18 protein-coding genes and 1 riboswitch are annotated in these 15046 nt (G+C 72.2%); of the genes, 10 read left to right on the forward strand and 8 right to left on the reverse strand.

What is annotated here, in order from left to right; all coding sequences use genetic code 11:
• The coding region (locus tag FHG89_RS27920; protein ID WP_139587390.1) for a beta-N-acetylhexosaminidase at positions 1-1554 on the forward strand (1554 nt) is incomplete at its 5' end.
• Between the two features lie 20 nt (positions 1555-1574).
• Here the strand turns inward: FHG89_RS27920 and dusB are convergent.
• From dusB to FHG89_RS27940, 4 genes are all read right to left on the reverse strand, one after another.
• Positions 1575-2747: a tRNA dihydrouridine synthase DusB gene (gene dusB / locus FHG89_RS27925; protein ID WP_139587391.1), complete on the reverse strand. Its 1173-nt coding sequence runs from the start codon at positions 2745-2747 to the stop codon at positions 1575-1577.
• 64 nt (positions 2748-2811) lie between these two features.
• Positions 2812-4191 (reverse strand): glycine--tRNA ligase, encoded by a 1380-nt coding sequence (locus FHG89_RS27930; RefSeq protein WP_139587392.1) that lies wholly within the window; start codon positions 4189-4191, stop codon positions 2812-2814.
• A 114-nt stretch (positions 4192-4305) separates the two neighbouring features.
• Positions 4306-4785 carry a hypothetical protein gene (locus FHG89_RS27935; RefSeq protein WP_139587393.1) on the reverse strand — a complete coding sequence of 160 codons (480 nt, stop codon included), beginning with the start codon at positions 4783-4785 and terminating at the stop codon, positions 4306-4308.
• Positions 4786-4809: 24 nt separating this feature from the next.
• Entirely contained in the window at positions 4810-5151 is a 342-nt protein-coding gene (locus FHG89_RS27940; protein ID WP_139587394.1) for an antibiotic biosynthesis monooxygenase family protein, read from the reverse strand.
• 29 nt (positions 5152-5180) lie between these two features.
• Between FHG89_RS27940 and FHG89_RS27945 the strand changes: the two genes are divergently transcribed.
• Genes FHG89_RS27945 through FHG89_RS33135 form a run of 8 tightly spaced genes read left to right on the forward strand, consistent with a single transcriptional unit; the run spans position 5181 to position 9637 of the window.
• Positions 5181-5438: a hypothetical protein gene (locus tag FHG89_RS27945; RefSeq protein WP_139587395.1), complete on the forward strand. Its 258-nt coding sequence runs from the start codon at positions 5181-5183 to the stop codon at positions 5436-5438.
• 54 nt (positions 5439-5492) lie between these two features.
• Positions 5493-6446 (forward strand): metal ABC transporter substrate-binding protein, encoded by a 954-nt coding sequence (locus FHG89_RS27950; protein WP_139587396.1) that lies wholly within the window; start codon positions 5493-5495, stop codon positions 6444-6446.
• On the forward strand, positions 6443-7204 hold the full coding sequence (locus FHG89_RS27955) for a metal ABC transporter ATP-binding protein (RefSeq protein WP_139587397.1): 762 nt from the start codon (positions 6443-6445) through the stop codon (positions 7202-7204). The genes FHG89_RS27950 and FHG89_RS27955 overlap by 4 nt, the downstream gene beginning before the upstream one ends.
• Positions 7205-7207: 3 nt before the next feature.
• The gene (locus FHG89_RS27960) at positions 7208-8074 is read left to right on the forward strand and encodes a metal ABC transporter permease (protein ID WP_139587398.1); all 867 of its coding nucleotides are present in this window, start codon (positions 7208-7210) and stop codon (positions 8072-8074) included.
• A gap of 43 nt (positions 8075-8117) precedes the next feature.
• Positions 8118-8417 carry an ArsR/SmtB family transcription factor gene (locus FHG89_RS27965; RefSeq protein WP_139587399.1) on the forward strand — a complete coding sequence of 100 codons (300 nt, stop codon included), beginning with the start codon at positions 8118-8120 and terminating at the stop codon, positions 8415-8417.
• A complete protein-coding gene (locus FHG89_RS27970) occupies positions 8414-8812 on the forward strand; it encodes a Fur family transcriptional regulator (protein ID WP_139587400.1) in 399 nt (132 codons plus the stop codon). Before FHG89_RS27965 ends, FHG89_RS27970 begins: the two co-directional genes overlap by 4 nt.
• A gap of 39 nt (positions 8813-8851) precedes the next feature.
• Positions 8852-9460, forward strand: coding sequence for a hypothetical protein (locus FHG89_RS27975; RefSeq protein WP_139587401.1), 609 nt, complete (start codon positions 8852-8854; stop codon positions 9458-9460).
• Between the two features lie 9 nt (positions 9461-9469).
• Positions 9470-9637 carry a hypothetical protein gene (locus FHG89_RS33135; RefSeq protein WP_167517539.1) on the forward strand — a complete coding sequence of 56 codons (168 nt, stop codon included), beginning with the start codon at positions 9470-9472 and terminating at the stop codon, positions 9635-9637.
• 27 nt (positions 9638-9664) lie between these two features.
• On the opposite strand, the gene FHG89_RS27980 is transcribed toward FHG89_RS33135, so the two are convergent.
• The 4 genes from FHG89_RS27980 to FHG89_RS27995 all read right to left on the reverse strand — a co-directional run bounded on the left by FHG89_RS27980 (position 9665) and on the right by FHG89_RS27995 (position 14056).
• Complete coding sequence (locus tag FHG89_RS27980) at positions 9665-11671, reverse strand: acyl-CoA dehydrogenase family protein (RefSeq protein ID WP_139587402.1); 2007 nt, start codon at positions 11669-11671, stop codon at positions 9665-9667.
• 117 nt (positions 11672-11788) lie between these two features.
• Positions 11789-12292 (reverse strand): DUF6328 family protein, encoded by a 504-nt coding sequence (locus tag FHG89_RS27985; RefSeq protein WP_139587403.1) that lies wholly within the window; start codon positions 12290-12292, stop codon positions 11789-11791.
• A gap of 154 nt (positions 12293-12446) precedes the next feature.
• Positions 12447-13196, reverse strand: a complete 750-nt coding sequence (locus tag FHG89_RS27990; RefSeq protein WP_139587404.1) for a sugar isomerase domain-containing protein — start codon at positions 13194-13196, stop codon at positions 12447-12449.
• A 29-nt stretch (positions 13197-13225) separates the two neighbouring features.
• Complete coding sequence (locus FHG89_RS27995) at positions 13226-14056, reverse strand: alpha/beta fold hydrolase (RefSeq protein ID WP_139587405.1); 831 nt, start codon at positions 14054-14056, stop codon at positions 13226-13228.
• A 107-nt stretch (positions 14057-14163) separates the two neighbouring features.
• Positions 14164-14268: riboswitch (TPP riboswitch) on the forward strand.
• Positions 14269-14342: 74 nt separating this feature from the next.
• Between FHG89_RS27995 and FHG89_RS28000 the strand changes: the two genes are divergently transcribed.
• On the forward strand, positions 14343-14930 hold the full coding sequence (locus FHG89_RS28000; RefSeq protein ID WP_139587406.1) for an ECF transporter S component: 588 nt from the start codon (positions 14343-14345) through the stop codon (positions 14928-14930).
• Positions 14931-15046 lie beyond the last annotated feature (116 nt).

A 15046-nucleotide genomic window follows, 5' to 3' on the forward strand; every position in this document is an offset into this window, starting at 1 on the left:
ACCCCGCACCGGCTGGCCGACGTCGTCCCCGCGCCGCAGCAGGTCCAGCCGGATCCGACCGAGGACTGGACGCTGCCGGCCGAAGCGGTCATCGTGGCCAGCGCCGACCCCGCCGCGCTGGCGGTCGCCGAGCAGCTCGCCCAGCTCCTGCGCCCGGCCACCGGCTACCCGCTGCCGGTCAGCGGCACCACCGTGCCGACGCCCGCCGGGGGCATCGCGCTGGTGCTGGACGACACCACGGACCTCGGCGCGGAGGGCTACCGGCTCGACATCACCACAACCGGGGTACGCGTCACCGCCAGCACCGCCGCCGGCCTCTTCTACGGCGGACAGACGCTGCGCCAACTGCTGCCGGCGGCGATCGAGAGCCCCGTCCCGGTCACCGAACGCTGGGCGCTGCCCGGTGGGACCATCACCGACGTACCCCGGTTCCCCTACCGGGGCGTGATGCTCGACGTGGCACGACACTTCTTCGCCGTCGAGGACGTGCTGCGCGTCGTCGATCACCTGGCCCGCTACAAACTCAACCACCTGCACCTGCACCTCACCGACGACCAGGGCTGGCGGATCGGCGTCGACTCCTGGCCGAAGCTCACCGCCATCGGCGGGGTGACCGAGGTCGGCGGTGGCCCCGGCGGGCACTACACGAAGGCCGACTACGCGCGGATCGTCGCCTACGCCGCCGACCGCCACATCACCGTCGTCCCGGAGATCGACCTGCCCGGGCACACCAACGCGGCGCTCGTCGCGTACCCGGAACTGGCGCCCGACAAGGTCGCGCCGCCGCCGTACACCGGCACCGAGGTCGGTTTCAGCTACGTCGACCCGGCCGACGAGCGGACGTACGACTTCGTCACCGACGTGCTGGGCGAGCTGGCCGCCCTCACGCCCGGGCCGTGGCTGCACATCGGCGGCGACGAGGCGTTCAAGGTCAAGGGCGAGGTGTACACCGGGTTCGTCGAGCGGGTGCAGCGCATCGTCGCCGGGCTCGGCAAGACCGTCGTCGGCTGGCACCAGCTCGCGCCGGCCGGCCACGTCGACGGGCGGGTCCTGCAGTGGTGGGGCACGAGCGGTGGCGAGGACCCGTCGACGGCCGACGCGGTACGCCGGGGCGCGAGGCTCATCGTGTCCCCCGGCAACCACGCCTACCTGGACATGAAGTACGCCCCGGACACCCCGATCGGGCACGACTGGGCGGGGCTGATCGACGTGCGCACCGCGTACGACTGGGATCCCGGCACACACGTCACCGGTGTGCCCGGCACGGCCGTACTCGGCGTGGAGGCCCCCCTCTGGACCGAATCGGTCACCTCGCTCGCCGAGATCGAGTTCATGCTGCTGCCCCGACTGCCCGCCATCGCCGAGCTGGGCTGGTCACCACGGACGACGCATGACTGGGCCGGGTTCCGCGACCGGCTGGCCGGGCACGGCCCGCGCTGGGCCACTGCTGGCATCGCCTTCCACCGCGCGCCCGAGGTCCCCTGGCCGACCACACCGACCGTCCCCGGCCAGCGCCCCGCGACGCTCCGGGAGGTCGACCGGACCCACCCCTGAGAGGTCGGCCGGTCCGGGCGTCAGCCGCCGGAGTCGTCCATCTCGGCGCCCTCGGGCACGGTGTCGTCGTCCCGGCTGGCCAGCCAGCCGTCGGGCAGGAAGACCTTGCCGGGCGAGTTCGTCCGCCCGCGCGGCTGGCCCAGGGCGGTCACCGGGAACGGCTCCGCCGGGTCGAGCTTGCCGAGCAGATCGTCGAGCTGGGCCAGGCTCTCGATCATCGCCAGCGAGCGACGCAGCTCACCGCCGACCGGGAAACCCTTCAGGTACCAGGCGACGTGCTTGCGGAAGTCGGTGCAGCCGTCCCGCTCGCCCCGGGTCGGGTTGCGCGCGCCCGCCACGAACTGGTCGACCAGCAGCTCGGCGTGCCGGCGCATGGTCAGCGCCACCTCGCCCAAGGTCGGCATCCGCCGCTCCGGCCGACCGTTGAAGGCGGCCTCCAGGTCGGCGAAGAGCCACGGCCGGCCCAGGCAGCCACGGCCGATCACCACACCGTCGACGCCTGTGTGCGCGACCATCCGCAGCGCGTCGTCCGCCTCCCAGATGTCGCCGTTGCCGAGCACCGGCACGTCGAGGGCCTGCTTCAACGTGGCGATGGCGTCCCAGTCGGCGGTGCCCGAGTACCGCTGCGCGGCCGTCCGCCCGTGCAGGGCCACCGCGGCGACGCCGGCCTCCTGCGCGGCGAGGCCCGCCTCGACGTACGTCAGATGGTCGTCGTCGATGCCCTTGCGCATCTTCACGGTGACCGGCACCCCGGCCGGCGACGCGGCGGCGACCGCGGCCGTCACCAGGCGGGCGAAGAGCCGGCGCCGCCAGGGCAGCGCCGCGCCGCCGCCACGCCGGGTGACCTTGGGTACGGGGCAGCCGAAGTTGAGATCGATGTGGTCGGCCAGGTTGCGCTCCACGACGATGCGCACGGCCGCGGCGGTGACCTCCGGGTCGGTGCCGTAGAGCTGGAGGCTGCGCGGACGCTCGTCGTCACCGAACGCGATCATGCGCAGTGTCTTCGGGTTCCGCTCGACAAGCGCCCGGGTGGTGATCATCTCGCAGACGTAGATGCCGCCGCCCTGCTCCCGGCAGAGCCGACGGAACCCAACGTTTGTGATCCCCGCCATCGGCGCGAGGACCACCGGCGGCCACACCTGGTGCGGCCCAAGGGTCAACGGCCGCAGCGCGGGCACGGTCGAGGCAGTCACCGCACAAGTGTACGGGGCCCCGACCGGCGCTTTCCGCGTCGGCCGAGGCCCCGTGCCGACCGTCTCAGCAGCCCGGGAGGCGCTCGATCAGGTACCGCTCGACCTGGTCCAGGGAGACCCGCTCCTGGGCCATGGTGTCCCGGTTGCGCACCGTCACGGCGTTGTCGTCCAGGGTGTCGAAGTCGACAGTCACGCAGAACGGGGTGCCGATCTCGTCCTGCCGGCGGTAGCGGCGACCGATCGCCTGCGAGTCGTCGAACTCCACCACCCAACGCTTGCGCAGCAGCGCCGCGAGGTCCTTCGCCTTCGGCGACAACGCCTCGTTGCGCGACAACGGCAGCACCGCCACCTTGACCGGGGCCAGCCGCGGGTCGAACCGCATCACCGTGCGCTTGTCCACGCCGCCCTTGGTGTTCGGCGCCTCGTCCTCGTCGTACGCCTCCAGCAGGAAGGCCAGCACCGCGCGGGTCAGACCGGCGGCCGGCTCGATGACGTACGGCATCCAGCGCTCGCCCTTGCTCTGGTCGAAGTACGACAGGTCGACACCCGAGTGCTTGCTGTGCGTGGACAGGTCGAAGTCGGTGCGGTTGGCGACACCCTCCAGCTCGGCGAACTCGGTGCCGCCGAACTGGAAGCGGTACTCGATGTCGACAGTGCGCTTCGAGTAGTGGGAGAGCTTCTCCTTGGGGTGCTCGTACAGGCGCAGATTGTCCGCCGACAGGCCCAGGTCCAGGTACCAGTTCCAGCGCTCCTGGAGCCAGTACTCGTGCCACTCCTCGTCGGTGCCCGGCTCGACGAAGAACTCCATCTCCATCTGCTCGAACTCGCGGGTCCGGAAGATGAAGTTGCCCGGCGTGATCTCGTTGCGGAACGACTTGCCGGTCTGCGCGATGCCGAACGGCGGCTTCTTGCGGGCGACCGTCTCGACGTTCTTGTAGTTGACGAAGATGCCCTGCGCGGTCTCCGGACGCAGGTAGTGCAGACCCTCGTCGCTCTCCACCGGGCCCAGGTAGGTCTTCATCAGGCCGTTGAACATCTTCGGCTCAGTGAAGGTGCCCTTGTTGCCACAGTTGGGGCAGTTGATTTCGGCGAGCGAGGCCGGTGGGTGGCCGTGCTTGGCCTCGTACGCCTCCTCCAGGTGGTCGGCCCGGAACCGCTTGTGGCAGAACTGGCACTCGGTGAGCGGGTCGACGAACTCGGCGATGTGGCCGGACGCCTCCCACACCTTGCGGGCCAGGATCACGGCGGAGTCGAGGCCGACCACGTCGTCACGCTGCTGGACCATGGTCTTCCACCACTGCCGGCGGACGTTCTCCTTGAGCTCCACGCCGAGCGGACCGTAGTCCCACGCCGATCGGGTGCCTCCGTAGATCTCGCTGGAGGGGAAGACGAAGCCTCGGCGCTTGGCGAGGCTGACGACGGCGTCGATACGGTCGACTGGCATGTTTCCTCCTACGCCGGCTGGCGGTCGGCGGGGGCGAGATATGGATGGAACGGTCAGTTCGGGACAACGGTACGGCCACCGTCGCCCCGAGCCCAGCAGAATACCGGGGGCCGGTCAGCTCACCCCGCAGACCTCCATGCCGCCGGTCTGGCCGTCCTGGCCCAGGCTGACCTGCTGCTGCTCCCGGTCACCGCCGGCGAGTGTCACGTCGACAGGCACGACCAGGTTGATGGTGTCCACCTCACCGACCCGGAAGGCGGCGACCTGGGGCTCGGCGGCCGCCCGACGTTCGAACTCGGCGCGGGACTCGCGCCGCTGCGCGTCGTCGCAGAGCTGGTCGTACGCCCGCCCGTAGTTCTTCTCGACAAGCGCCTGGTAGTAGTCGCCGGTCACGGTGCGGCCCTGCTCGCGGACGGCCTGCACGCCTGTGACGGCCAGGCCGACGACAGCCGCGCCACCTCCACCGCAGCAGAGGAGGACGGCGAGCGCGCCGACGCCGAGGCCGATCCAGAGCCGGGTCCGGCGGCCCTCGGTGGGCGGCGCGGCGAACGGCGGAGCCACACCGGGACCGGGCGGCGGGGCGGGTGCGGTCATAGGAGCAGCGTAGTGTCCGCCGGCTCAGCGGTAAGGACCCGCAGCCCGATCACTCTCGGCGACCACCACGGCCCCGCCGGGCGCGGCGCTGGCCAGCGCCTCGTACGCGGACGGCTCGTCGATCGACTCGGCGAGCAGCGGCACGGCGCTGACCTTGACCTCGAAGGCGCCCAGTGCCCGCCGGTAGGTGCCCACCGACTCCCACTCGGTGAGCAGGGTCCAGTGCCGGGGGTCGTCCAGCGCCCGGACCAGTTGTCCGCGCAGGTAGCCGGGGCGGGCGGCCAGCGCGGTGAGGGCGGCGTGCGCCCGTTCGGTGAAGTCGTCGGCGACATCGACGTCGACCACGAACCGGTTGGTCACCAGCACCGGGGGTTCCTCCTCGTAGAGTCTGTGGGATGCAGCGTACGCAGCGCCCTCTGCTGGCGCGTCTGGCCGGGGCGAACCCGACGTCGGTGTTCCTGCTCACCCTTGTGGTGGTGCTGGTGGCGTTCTTCACGCCCGGCGTCATCGGCGGGCTGCTGACGCTCGCGCTAGCGGCGGTGCTGATCGCCCTGTTGGCGACGACCTGGCCGGTTCAGTCGCCACAGACCCGGCTGATCCGACTGCTGATGCTGACCCTGCTGGTCACGGTGGGTCTGGCGAAGCTGCTCTGACATGCAATCATGCGTTTTTGACAATCATTATCGTTGCCACGGACAGTTGACGACATGACCAACCGCACCACGTCCCGCGTCCTGGCCGCCGCAACCGCCCTTCTCGCCCTGGGCGCCGCTGCCGGCTGCTCCACCGGCGGCGCCGCCGGCGCCGACCCGCAACGGGTCGACGTGGTGGCCGCGTTCTACCCCCTCCAGTTCCTCGCCGAGCGGATCGGCGGCGACGCCGTCCGGGTGACGAACCTCGCCAAGCCCGGCGCCGAGCCGCACGACCTGGAACTCAGCCCGAAGCAGGTCGGCCAGGTCAGCGAAGCCGAGCTGATCGTCTACCTGAAGGGCTTCCAGCCGGCGGTGGACGACGCCGTCGCGCAGAACGGCGGCGACCGGACGTTCGACGTGACGAGCGTGCAACCCCTGCTCGACGCGACCGCCGCCGGGCACGACCACGACGGTGCGGGCGAACACGCCGAGGAGGAGGAGAACACCGGCGGCAAGGACCCGCACGTCTGGCTCGACCCGACCCGGCTGGCCACCATCGGCGACCAGCTCGCCCAGCGGCTCGGCAAGGCCGACCCGGACCACGCCGCCGACTACACGGCCCGCGCCTCCGCGCTGCGCGCCGACCTGACGGCGCTGGACGGCGAGTTCACCCAGGGCCTGGCGACCTGCCAGCGGCGGGAGATCGTGACCAGCCACGCCGCGTTCGGCTACCTCGCCGACCGGTACCGGCTCGACCAGGTCGGCATCACCGGGCTGAGCCCCGACGTCGAGCCCTCCCCGCAGCGGCTCGCGCAGGTGATCGAGGAGGCCAAGGAACACCGGACCACCACGATCTTCTTCGAGACGCTGGTCAGCCCGAAGGTCGCCGAGACCATCGCCGGTCAGGTCGGCGCGAAGACCGCCGTGCTCGACCCGATCGAAGGGCTCGCCGCCGGCGACGGCGCCGACTACCTTTCGGTGATGCGTACCAACCTCCAGGCCCTGCGGACGGCGTTGAGCTGCTCGTGAGCACACCCGTCATCACCGTCGAGCACGGGGCGGTCGGCTACGACGGCCGCCCGGTGCTCCGGGACGTCTCGCTCTCCGTGACCGCCGGGGAGGTCGTCGCGGTGCTCGGCGCCAACGGCTCCGGCAAGTCCACACTGATCCGCGCGGTGCTCGGCCTGGTGCCGCTGAGCACCGGCACGATCACCCTCTTCGGCCAGCCGCAGCGCCGGTTCCGGCAGTGGCAGCGCATCGGGTACGTCCCGCAGCGCCTCGGCGCGGGCGGCGGCGTACCGGCCACCGTGCGCGAGGTGGTGGCCTCCGGCCGGCTGGCCCGCCGGGGCCTTCTCCGCCCGCCGGGCACGGCCGACCGCGCCGCCGTCGACGACGCGCTGCGCGCGGTGGGCCTCGCCGACCGGGCCGCCGACCCGGTGGCCACCCTCTCCGGCGGCCAGCAGCAGCGCACCCTGATCGCCCGCGCGCTGGCCGGCCGACCGGAGCTGCTGATCCTCGACGAGCCCACCGCCGGCGTGGACGCGGCCAGCCAGGAGGCGTTCGCCGGCGCGCTGCGCGACTTCGTCGGCGACGGCGGGACGGTGCTGCTGGTGGCCCACGAGCTGGGCCCGCTGCGACCGGTGATCAGCCGGGCTGTCGTCGTACACGAGGGTGGTATCTGTCACGACGGCCCGGTGCCGGACCCGGCCGGCCACCACGCGGAGCCCGACCACGACCACGTGCACCCGCACGGTCCCGACGAGCCCGCCGGGCTGTGGAGCAGCTGAGCAATGGAACTCTTCCAGTACCCGTACATGCAGCGGGCCCTGATCGCCGCGCTGGTGATCGGCCTGGCCGCGCCGGCGCTCGGCATCTACCTGGTGCAGCGCCGGCTGACGCTGATCGGCGACGGCATCGGGCACGTGGCGTTGACCGGCGTCGGCGCCGGCCTGCTGCTCAACCGCTCGCCGGTGCTGGTGGCGGTGATCGTGGCCACCATCGGCGCGGTCACCATCGAGGTGGTCCGCTCCCGCGGGCGTACCTCCGGCGACCTGGCCCTGGCCCTGCTCTTCTACGGCGGCATCGCCGGCGGTGTGCTGCTGGTCGGCCTCTCCGACGCGACAAGCGCCAACCTCAACGCCTACCTGTTCGGGTCGCTGACCACCATCTCGCCCGCCGACCTGACCACCATCGCGGTGCTCGGCGCGGCGATCCTCGTCGCCATGATCGCGCTGCGGCCGGCGCTCTTCGCGGTCAGCCACGACGAGGAGTACGCGCGGGTCTCCGGCCTGCCGGTGCGCACCCTCAACCTGCTGATCGCGGTCACCACCGCGGTCACCGTGACCATCGCGATGCGCGCGGTCGGGGTGCTGCTGATCAGCGCGCTCATGGTGGTCCCGGTGGCCGCCGCCCAGCAGGTCACCCGCGGCTTCCGCGGCACGATGACCGCCGCGATGGCGCTCGGGTTCTTCGCGGCCGGCTCCGGCGTCTGGGTGGCGGCGACGGCGGACACCGCGCCGGGCGCGTCGGTGGTGCTGGTGGCGATCGCGTCCTTCCTGGTGGTGGCCGTGACCGGGGGAATCTGGCGGGCGCTGCGCCGCCGGGTCACACCGTCCTCCGTCCCAGCGCCGGAACCGCACGAGGTCGTGCTGCGCTGAGACGGATCAGCGGGACGCCTGCGGCATTGGTTACCGTTGCAGGATGACCGGCGCAGCGGGCTATGAGGCGTTCGACGGGGCCAGCGAACTGCTCCGCGCCCTGTCGGCCCCCATCCGGCTGGCCATCGTCAGTGAGCTGGCCGACGGTGAGCGGTGCGTCCACGAGCTGGTGGAGAAGCTGGGCGCCGCGCAACCGCTGGTCTCCCAGCACCTGCGGGTGCTGCGTGGCGCGGGCGTCGTGCGGGGCTCCCGCCGAGGTCGGGAAATCGCGTACAACCTGGTCGACGAGCACGTCGCGCACATTGTGGCGGACGCGGTCAGCCACGCCGGGGAGGGATCATGAGCGAGAACGGCGCCGCGGTGCGCAACACCCGGCAGCGCTCGGCGGTGAGCGCCCTGCTGGGCGAGATGGAGGGCTTCCACAGCGCGCAGGACCTGCACGCGATGCTGCGCCAGCGCGGTGAGCGGGTCGGACTGACCACCGTCTACCGCACCCTGCAGGGGCTCGCGGACGCGGGCGAGATCGACGTGATGCGCCCCCCGGGCGGCGAGCACCTCTACCGCCGGTGCAGCGAAGGGCACCACCACCACCTGGTCTGCCGGGCCTGCGGCCGTACCGTCGAGGTGGCCGGCCCGGCCGTGGAGAGCTGGGCCGACCGGGTCGCCGAGCAGCACGGCTACGCCGACGTCAGCCACACCCTGGAGATCTTCGGCACCTGCCCGGCCTGCGTCCGCTGAGGGTGTCGGGCTGAGGGCGTTCGTGGCACGCTGTCCGGCGTGAAAATCTACGCCGATCGGTTTCCGACCGCCGCCCGCCAGTTGCTCACCGACCTGCTCGTCGTCGCCTGGGTGTACGTCGCGATCCGTGGCGCGCTGTGGCTGCACGACCTGGTGCAGAAGCTCGCCGTACCGGGACAGAAGCTGGAGGGCGCCGGCAGCGGGCTCGCCGACAACCTGGGCGACGCCGGCAGCAAGATCCGACGGGTGCCGCTCGTCGGCGACGAGTTGACCGCGCCCTTCCAGCGGGCCGCCGACGCCGCCCGAGGGCTCGCCGACGCCGGCCGCGACCAGCAGCACCTCGTGGACCAGCTGGCGCTCGCCCTCGCCGTCGCGGTGCTGATCTTCCCGCTCGGCCTGGTGCTGTTCGGGTGGCTGCCGCTGCGGGTGCGCTGGATGCGGCGGGCCGGATCGGCCGCGAAGCTGGCCGCCGGACCGGCCGGCCGGGACCTGCTCGCCCTGCGCGCGCTGGCCACCCAGCCGCTGGGCCGGCTCACCAGGATCGCACCGGACGTCGCCGAGGCGTGGCGGCGCGGCGACGACGAGACAGTCGACGCCCTCGCCGCGCTGGAGCTGCGTCAACTCGGTCTGCGCGGCCGTGGCCGCTAAGGTCTTCGGGTGTTCTACTTCCTGGTCGTCATCGCCGTCCTGCTGCTCGGCTACGCCGCCGTCCTGGTCTCCTTCGTCCGCCGGGGCAGGAAGATCCCGCCCGCGGCGTACCTGGGTCTGGCGGTGCTCAACGGCCTGATCCTCGCGGCGGTGCTGGCCTGGGCGGTCGCCCGCTGACCCGCGCCGGGCCCGCACGGCACACGGTCACGGCCTGGGCGGGATACGGCGACGGACGTCCTCGGCGGTGGACGGGCCAGGCGACCAGCGGGCCACCCACGGCAGCTCGTCCGACGGGGTGATGACCCCCTCCTCCAGACCCGCGTAGCGGCCGGCGAGGATCCGCTTCGCGGCGGCGGTGTCGACCGAGTCGGTGTTGTCCCACAGGGCGGCGAACAGGGCGTCCACCCGGACCCGCGCCTGCCGGCAGAACAGGTCGGCCAGTTCGACGTTCTCCGGACGGCTGTCCCGTTCGGCGAACGCCCGGACGCAGACCGCTGACATCGCGAACAGCTCCGCGCCGATGTCCACCACCCGGCCGAGGAACGCCTGCTTGCGCTCCATCTTTCCCTGCCAGCGCGACATCGCGTAGAACGTCGACCGGGCCAGCTTGCGCGACGACCGTTCCACCTGGCGCAGGTGCGCGGCCAGCGGCCCGAACTCGGCGTACGCCGACGGGCTCTGCCCTCGACCGACGGCCAGGGTGGGCAGCCACTTCGCGTAGAAGGCCCCGGCTCGGGCGCCGGCCCGGGCCTTGCGGCCGAGCCCCGCGTCCGGGTCGATGATGTCGCCGGCCACCGACAGGTGGGCGTCGACGGCCTCCCGGGCGATCAGCAGGTGCATGATCTCGGTGGAGCCCTCGAAGATCCGGTTGATCCGCAGGTCACGCATCATCTGCTCGACGGCGGCGGCCCGCTCGCCACGGGCGGCCAGCGAGTCCGCCGTCTCGTACCCGCGCCCGCCCCGGATCTGGATCAGCTCGTCGGCGATCGTCCAGGCCATCTCGCTGGCGTACAGCTTGACCAGCGCCGCCTCGATCCGGATGTCGTTGCGGTCGTCGTCGGCGAGCAGGCAGCACAGGTCCAGCATGCTCTCCATGCCGTACGTGGTGGCGGCGATGAACGAGAGCTTCTGGGCGACCGCCTCGTGCTCGCCCACCGGCCGGCCCCACTGGACCCGGTCGGCGGCCCACCCCCGGGCCACGTTCAACGCCCACTTGCCGGCGCCCACGCACATCGCCGGCAGCGAGAGCCGACCGGTGTTCAACGTGGTCAGGGCGATCTTGAGGCCCTTGCCCTCGCCGCCGATGACGTTCTCGGCAGGAACGAACACGTCATGGAACCGGGTGAGGCTGTTCTCCAGGCCGCGCAGGCCGACGAACTCGTTGCGGCGTTCCACAGTGATGCCGGCGCTGTCGCCGTCCACCACGAACGCGGTGATCCCGCCGCGCCGGCCCTCGCCGGCCGGCACCCGGGCCATCACCACGAGCAGGGTGGCGACGATGCCGTTGGTGGCCCAGAGCTTGACCCCGTTGAGCCGGTAACCGGTGCCGTCCCCGGTCGGCTCGGCGGTGGTGGCCAGCCGGGCCGGGTCGGAGCCTACGTCCGGTTCGGTGAGCAGGAACGCGGAGACCTCGCCGGCGGCGAGTCGGGGCAGGAACCGCTGCTTCTGCTCGGCGGTGCCGAACATCTTCAGCGGCTGCGGAACCCCGATCGACTGGTGCGCCGAGAGCAGCGCGCCGATCGCCGGGCTGACCGAGCCGGCCAGCATCAGCGCCCGGCAGTAGTGCAGGTTGCTGAGCCCGAGGCCGCCGTACTGCCGGTCGATCTTCATGCCGAACGCGCCGAGGTCGGCCAGGCCGTGGAACACGGCGTCCGGAACGGACGCGTCGCGTTCGATGGCCGCGCCGTCCACCTCGGAGGCGAGGAAGGCGCGGAACCGGCCGAGGAACTCCTCGGCGCGCGCCACGTCGTCCGGGTCGGAGCGGGGCCACGGGTCGATGAGGTCGAGCCGGAACCGGCCGAGGAACAGTTCCTTGCCGAAGCTGGGCCGGTCCCAGGTGGACTCGCGGGCGGCCTCGGCGACCTGCCGGGCCTCCTTCTCGGTGACCTGCCCGGCCTCGGCGGGCAGCGGCGCGGCGGTGCCCGCGGTGCTGGGCGCGGCTTCGGAGTCGGAGCCGTCCGGTGCCGGTCGGCCGTTGTGCGTCGTGGTCACGGCTGCCCCCTCGAACCTCGATGCGGCTGCGTCGGCATGTGCCTCAACGCCACGCTACCCCCGAGTGTTACCCAGGGGTAGCGCTGCGTGAAGATCCGCTTCTGGCCGTCCGCGCGTTCAGCGGCCGGTGATCTCGTCCGGGTCGTCGTCCTCGTCGTCGATGTCGTCCTCACCCCAGTTGCGCCGGCCGAACGGCAGGATCACCCAGAACGCGAGGAACCACAGCCCGGCCAGGGCGCTGAGCAGGAAGGCGATCGGCCGGTCCAGCACGAAGTCGGTGATCAGCAGCACCGCGCTGACCATCGAGATCAGCATGAAGGCGAGCCCGCCGCTGGCCATCCGGTGGGCGAAGCGGACCAGCTCCGGCTTGCGTCCCTGCCGGAACAGCGCCCGGTGGAACGCCACCGGCGAGATGATCATCGCGGTGGCGGCGGCCGCCGCGAGCAGCGCCACGATGTAGACGTCACGCTGGAATTCGCTGGTCCGGGTGAACCCGTTACTGAACGGCAGGGTGAGCAGAAAAGCGAAGAGGATCTGCACGCCGGTCTGGGCGACCCGCAACTCCTGCAACAGGTCGGCGAAGTTGCGCTGCCAACGCTGCTTCTCGGTCTCCTTCGACACGCGCTACCTCCGGTGAGACGCTACTGCCGGCGGTCCCGGCCGCCGGCAGCAACGCCAATGCCCCACCCGGCCGAGCGCGAAACAGGTTCACAACATGTCCCGGCCATCCCCCGGTCACCGCGACGTCGAGGGCCCTCCACCGCCCGCCCCGGCGTCAGGAGCCGCGCCGGATCCGCCCCGCGTACCGCGCCTCCAGCTCCGCGTTGTGCGCGTCGCCGTCCGGGATGTTCGCCGACAGGTAGACCGGGGGCCGCTCCCCGGCCGCCAACAACCGGGCCACCACCTCCACGGTGACCTGCTGGGCCAGCAGCGCCGCCGTGATCGAGGAGACCGCGCCGACCGCGCCGCCGCCGGGCAGCGGCAGCGTCGCGTCGCCGTACGGGGCGCCGTTGTCGAGCACCACGTCGGCGAGGTCGGCCAGCTTACGACCGGACGGGTGCCGGGAGGTCATCCGGCCGGAGTGCAGCGCGGAGGTGATCGCCACCAGACCGTGACCGCGATCCTTCACCAGCGCGGCGAACTCCACCATCGCGCCGTTGACACCCGAGTTCGAGGCCAGCACGAACACGTCGGCGGGCCGCACCGGGGCCAACTCGTACAGCCGGTGCGCCACCGCCGGGTCCCGCTCCAGCAGCGGACCGAGCCGGTCGGCCGGTTCGCCGCCGAGCAGCACCAGATCGCGCAGCGCGATCCGGTTGGTCGGCACCAGGCCGCCCGCCCGCCCGGCGATCTCCATGGCGAGGGCCTCCGAGTGGCCGGTACCGAAAGCGTGCACCACCCCGTCCGCACGGACCGCGTCGGCGATCAGGTCGGCGGCCCGCCCCACCGCCTCCCGCTGACTCGCGGCCACCCGGCCGATCGTCTCGGTCACCACGGCCAGGTAGTCCTCGGCGCTTACCGTCATGCGTCCTCCGTCGTCTGGTTGCGGCCAGCTCAGGCCGTTCCGCCGACCCGGGCCAGGATCGCCTCGGCGAGCGGGCCGGGAGCGGCGTCCGGGATCCAGTGGGTCACCCCGGTCAGGGGTACGAAACGGTAGTCGCCTGTGACGTTGGCGGCGCACGCGTCGGCGGCGGCCCGGCCGATCGCGACGTCCCGATCGCTCCACACGTACGTGGTGGGCACCCCGACCGGACCGACGCCGGCCAGGTCGGAGCCGGACATCGCCCGGTACCAGTTCAGGGCGGCGGTGAGCGCGCCCGGCTCCCGCATCGGGGCGGCGTAGCGGTCCACCCGGGACGCGTCCCCCACGCCGCCGAGCATCTTGCGCAGGGCCGTCGCGTTGAGGGCCAGCAGCACCCTCTCCGCCTTGCCCGGCATCCGGAACAGCGCCATGTACGACGAGCGCGCCTTCTGCTGCGTGTCGGTGCGCAGGGCGTGCGCCATCGCCGCGGGATGGGGCACGGACACCGCCGTGAGCGTGCGGACCCGCCCGGGATGCCCGGCGGCCACCGCCCAGGCCACGGCGGCGCCCCAGTCGTGACCGACCAGGTGGACGGCGTCCAGGCCGAGCAGGTCGAGCACCGCCACCACGTCGGCGACCAGTTCGGGGATCGCGTACGCGCTCACCGCCTCCGGCCGGGCGCCCGGCGAGTAGCCACGCTGGTCCAGCGCGTACGTGCGCAGCCCGGCCGCGTGCAGCGCCGGGACGACGTCGTCCCACTCGCCGCTGTGCTGGGGGAAGCCGTGCAGCAGCAGGACGGCTTCACCGTCCGGCGGTCCACCGGCGCGTACCTCGAACGTGAGACCTCGTGCGTCGACCCGCATGATCGTGAGCCTACCCAGCCGGCGTCCGGCCGGCAGGACGCCGAGAGCCGGTGGACGCCCTGCTGGGCTGGCACCCCTGGTCGGTGCTAGCGTCAGCGAGACAACTTCACATCCGACAGGGGAGCGCACAGCGCTGAGAGTGCGGGTACGCCCGCAGACCCTCGAACCTGATCTGGGTAATGCCAGCGCAGGGAGTTCGGTCGACCTCCAGCCGCGCCGCCGTCCGGTGCCACCGGACGCGGCGTGCGTCTTCTCCTGGTTCTCTTTCGTGAACTGGGAGCACAGCATGGACAACACCACAAACCGTTGGCGGACCATCGACATCGTGGTCGCCTCGGTGATCGCGGTGGCCTTCGGCGTCATCTTCTGGGCCTGGGGCCTGGTCTGGAGCGCCACCGAGGGGGCGTTCGCCTTCTTCCCGCCGGCGCAGACCCTGCTCTACGGCGTCTGGCTGATGCCGGCCGTCATCGGCGGCCTGGTCATCCGCAAGCCGGGCGCCGCGCTCTACTGCGAGACGGTGGCGGCGGTCCTCTCCGCGCTGCTGGGCAGCCAGTGGGCCGGCACGGTGATCCCGCAGGGCATCGTGCAGGGCATCGGCGCCGAGTTGGCGTTCGCCGCCTTCCGGTACCGGTCGTTCCGCCTGCCGACCGCCGTGCTGGCCGGCGCGCTTACCGGTCTCAGCGCCGCGCTGTTCGACTTCTTCGTCTGGAACGTCGACTACGCGCTTGGCGACTACCGCATCCCGTACGCGCTGCTGACCATCGTCAGCGCCACCGTGATCGCCGGTGCCGGCGGCTGGCTGCTCACCCGCGCCCTGGCCAACACCGGTGCCCTGGACCGCTTCCCGGTAGCCCAGGAACGCGCCCTGATCTGACGCGCCCGCTCGGGTTGATCAAGAGGTTCGCGTCACCGAAGCGCCAATTTCTGACGCCGACCTCTTGATCACCGGGCGAAGGATGGACGGGGGTGAACTGGTGGGCGGGGTACTGC

It is taken from the genome of Micromonospora orduensis (genome assembly GCF_006228125.1).
GTDB classification, from domain to species: domain Bacteria; phylum Actinomycetota; class Actinomycetes; order Mycobacteriales; family Micromonosporaceae; genus Micromonospora; species Micromonospora orduensis.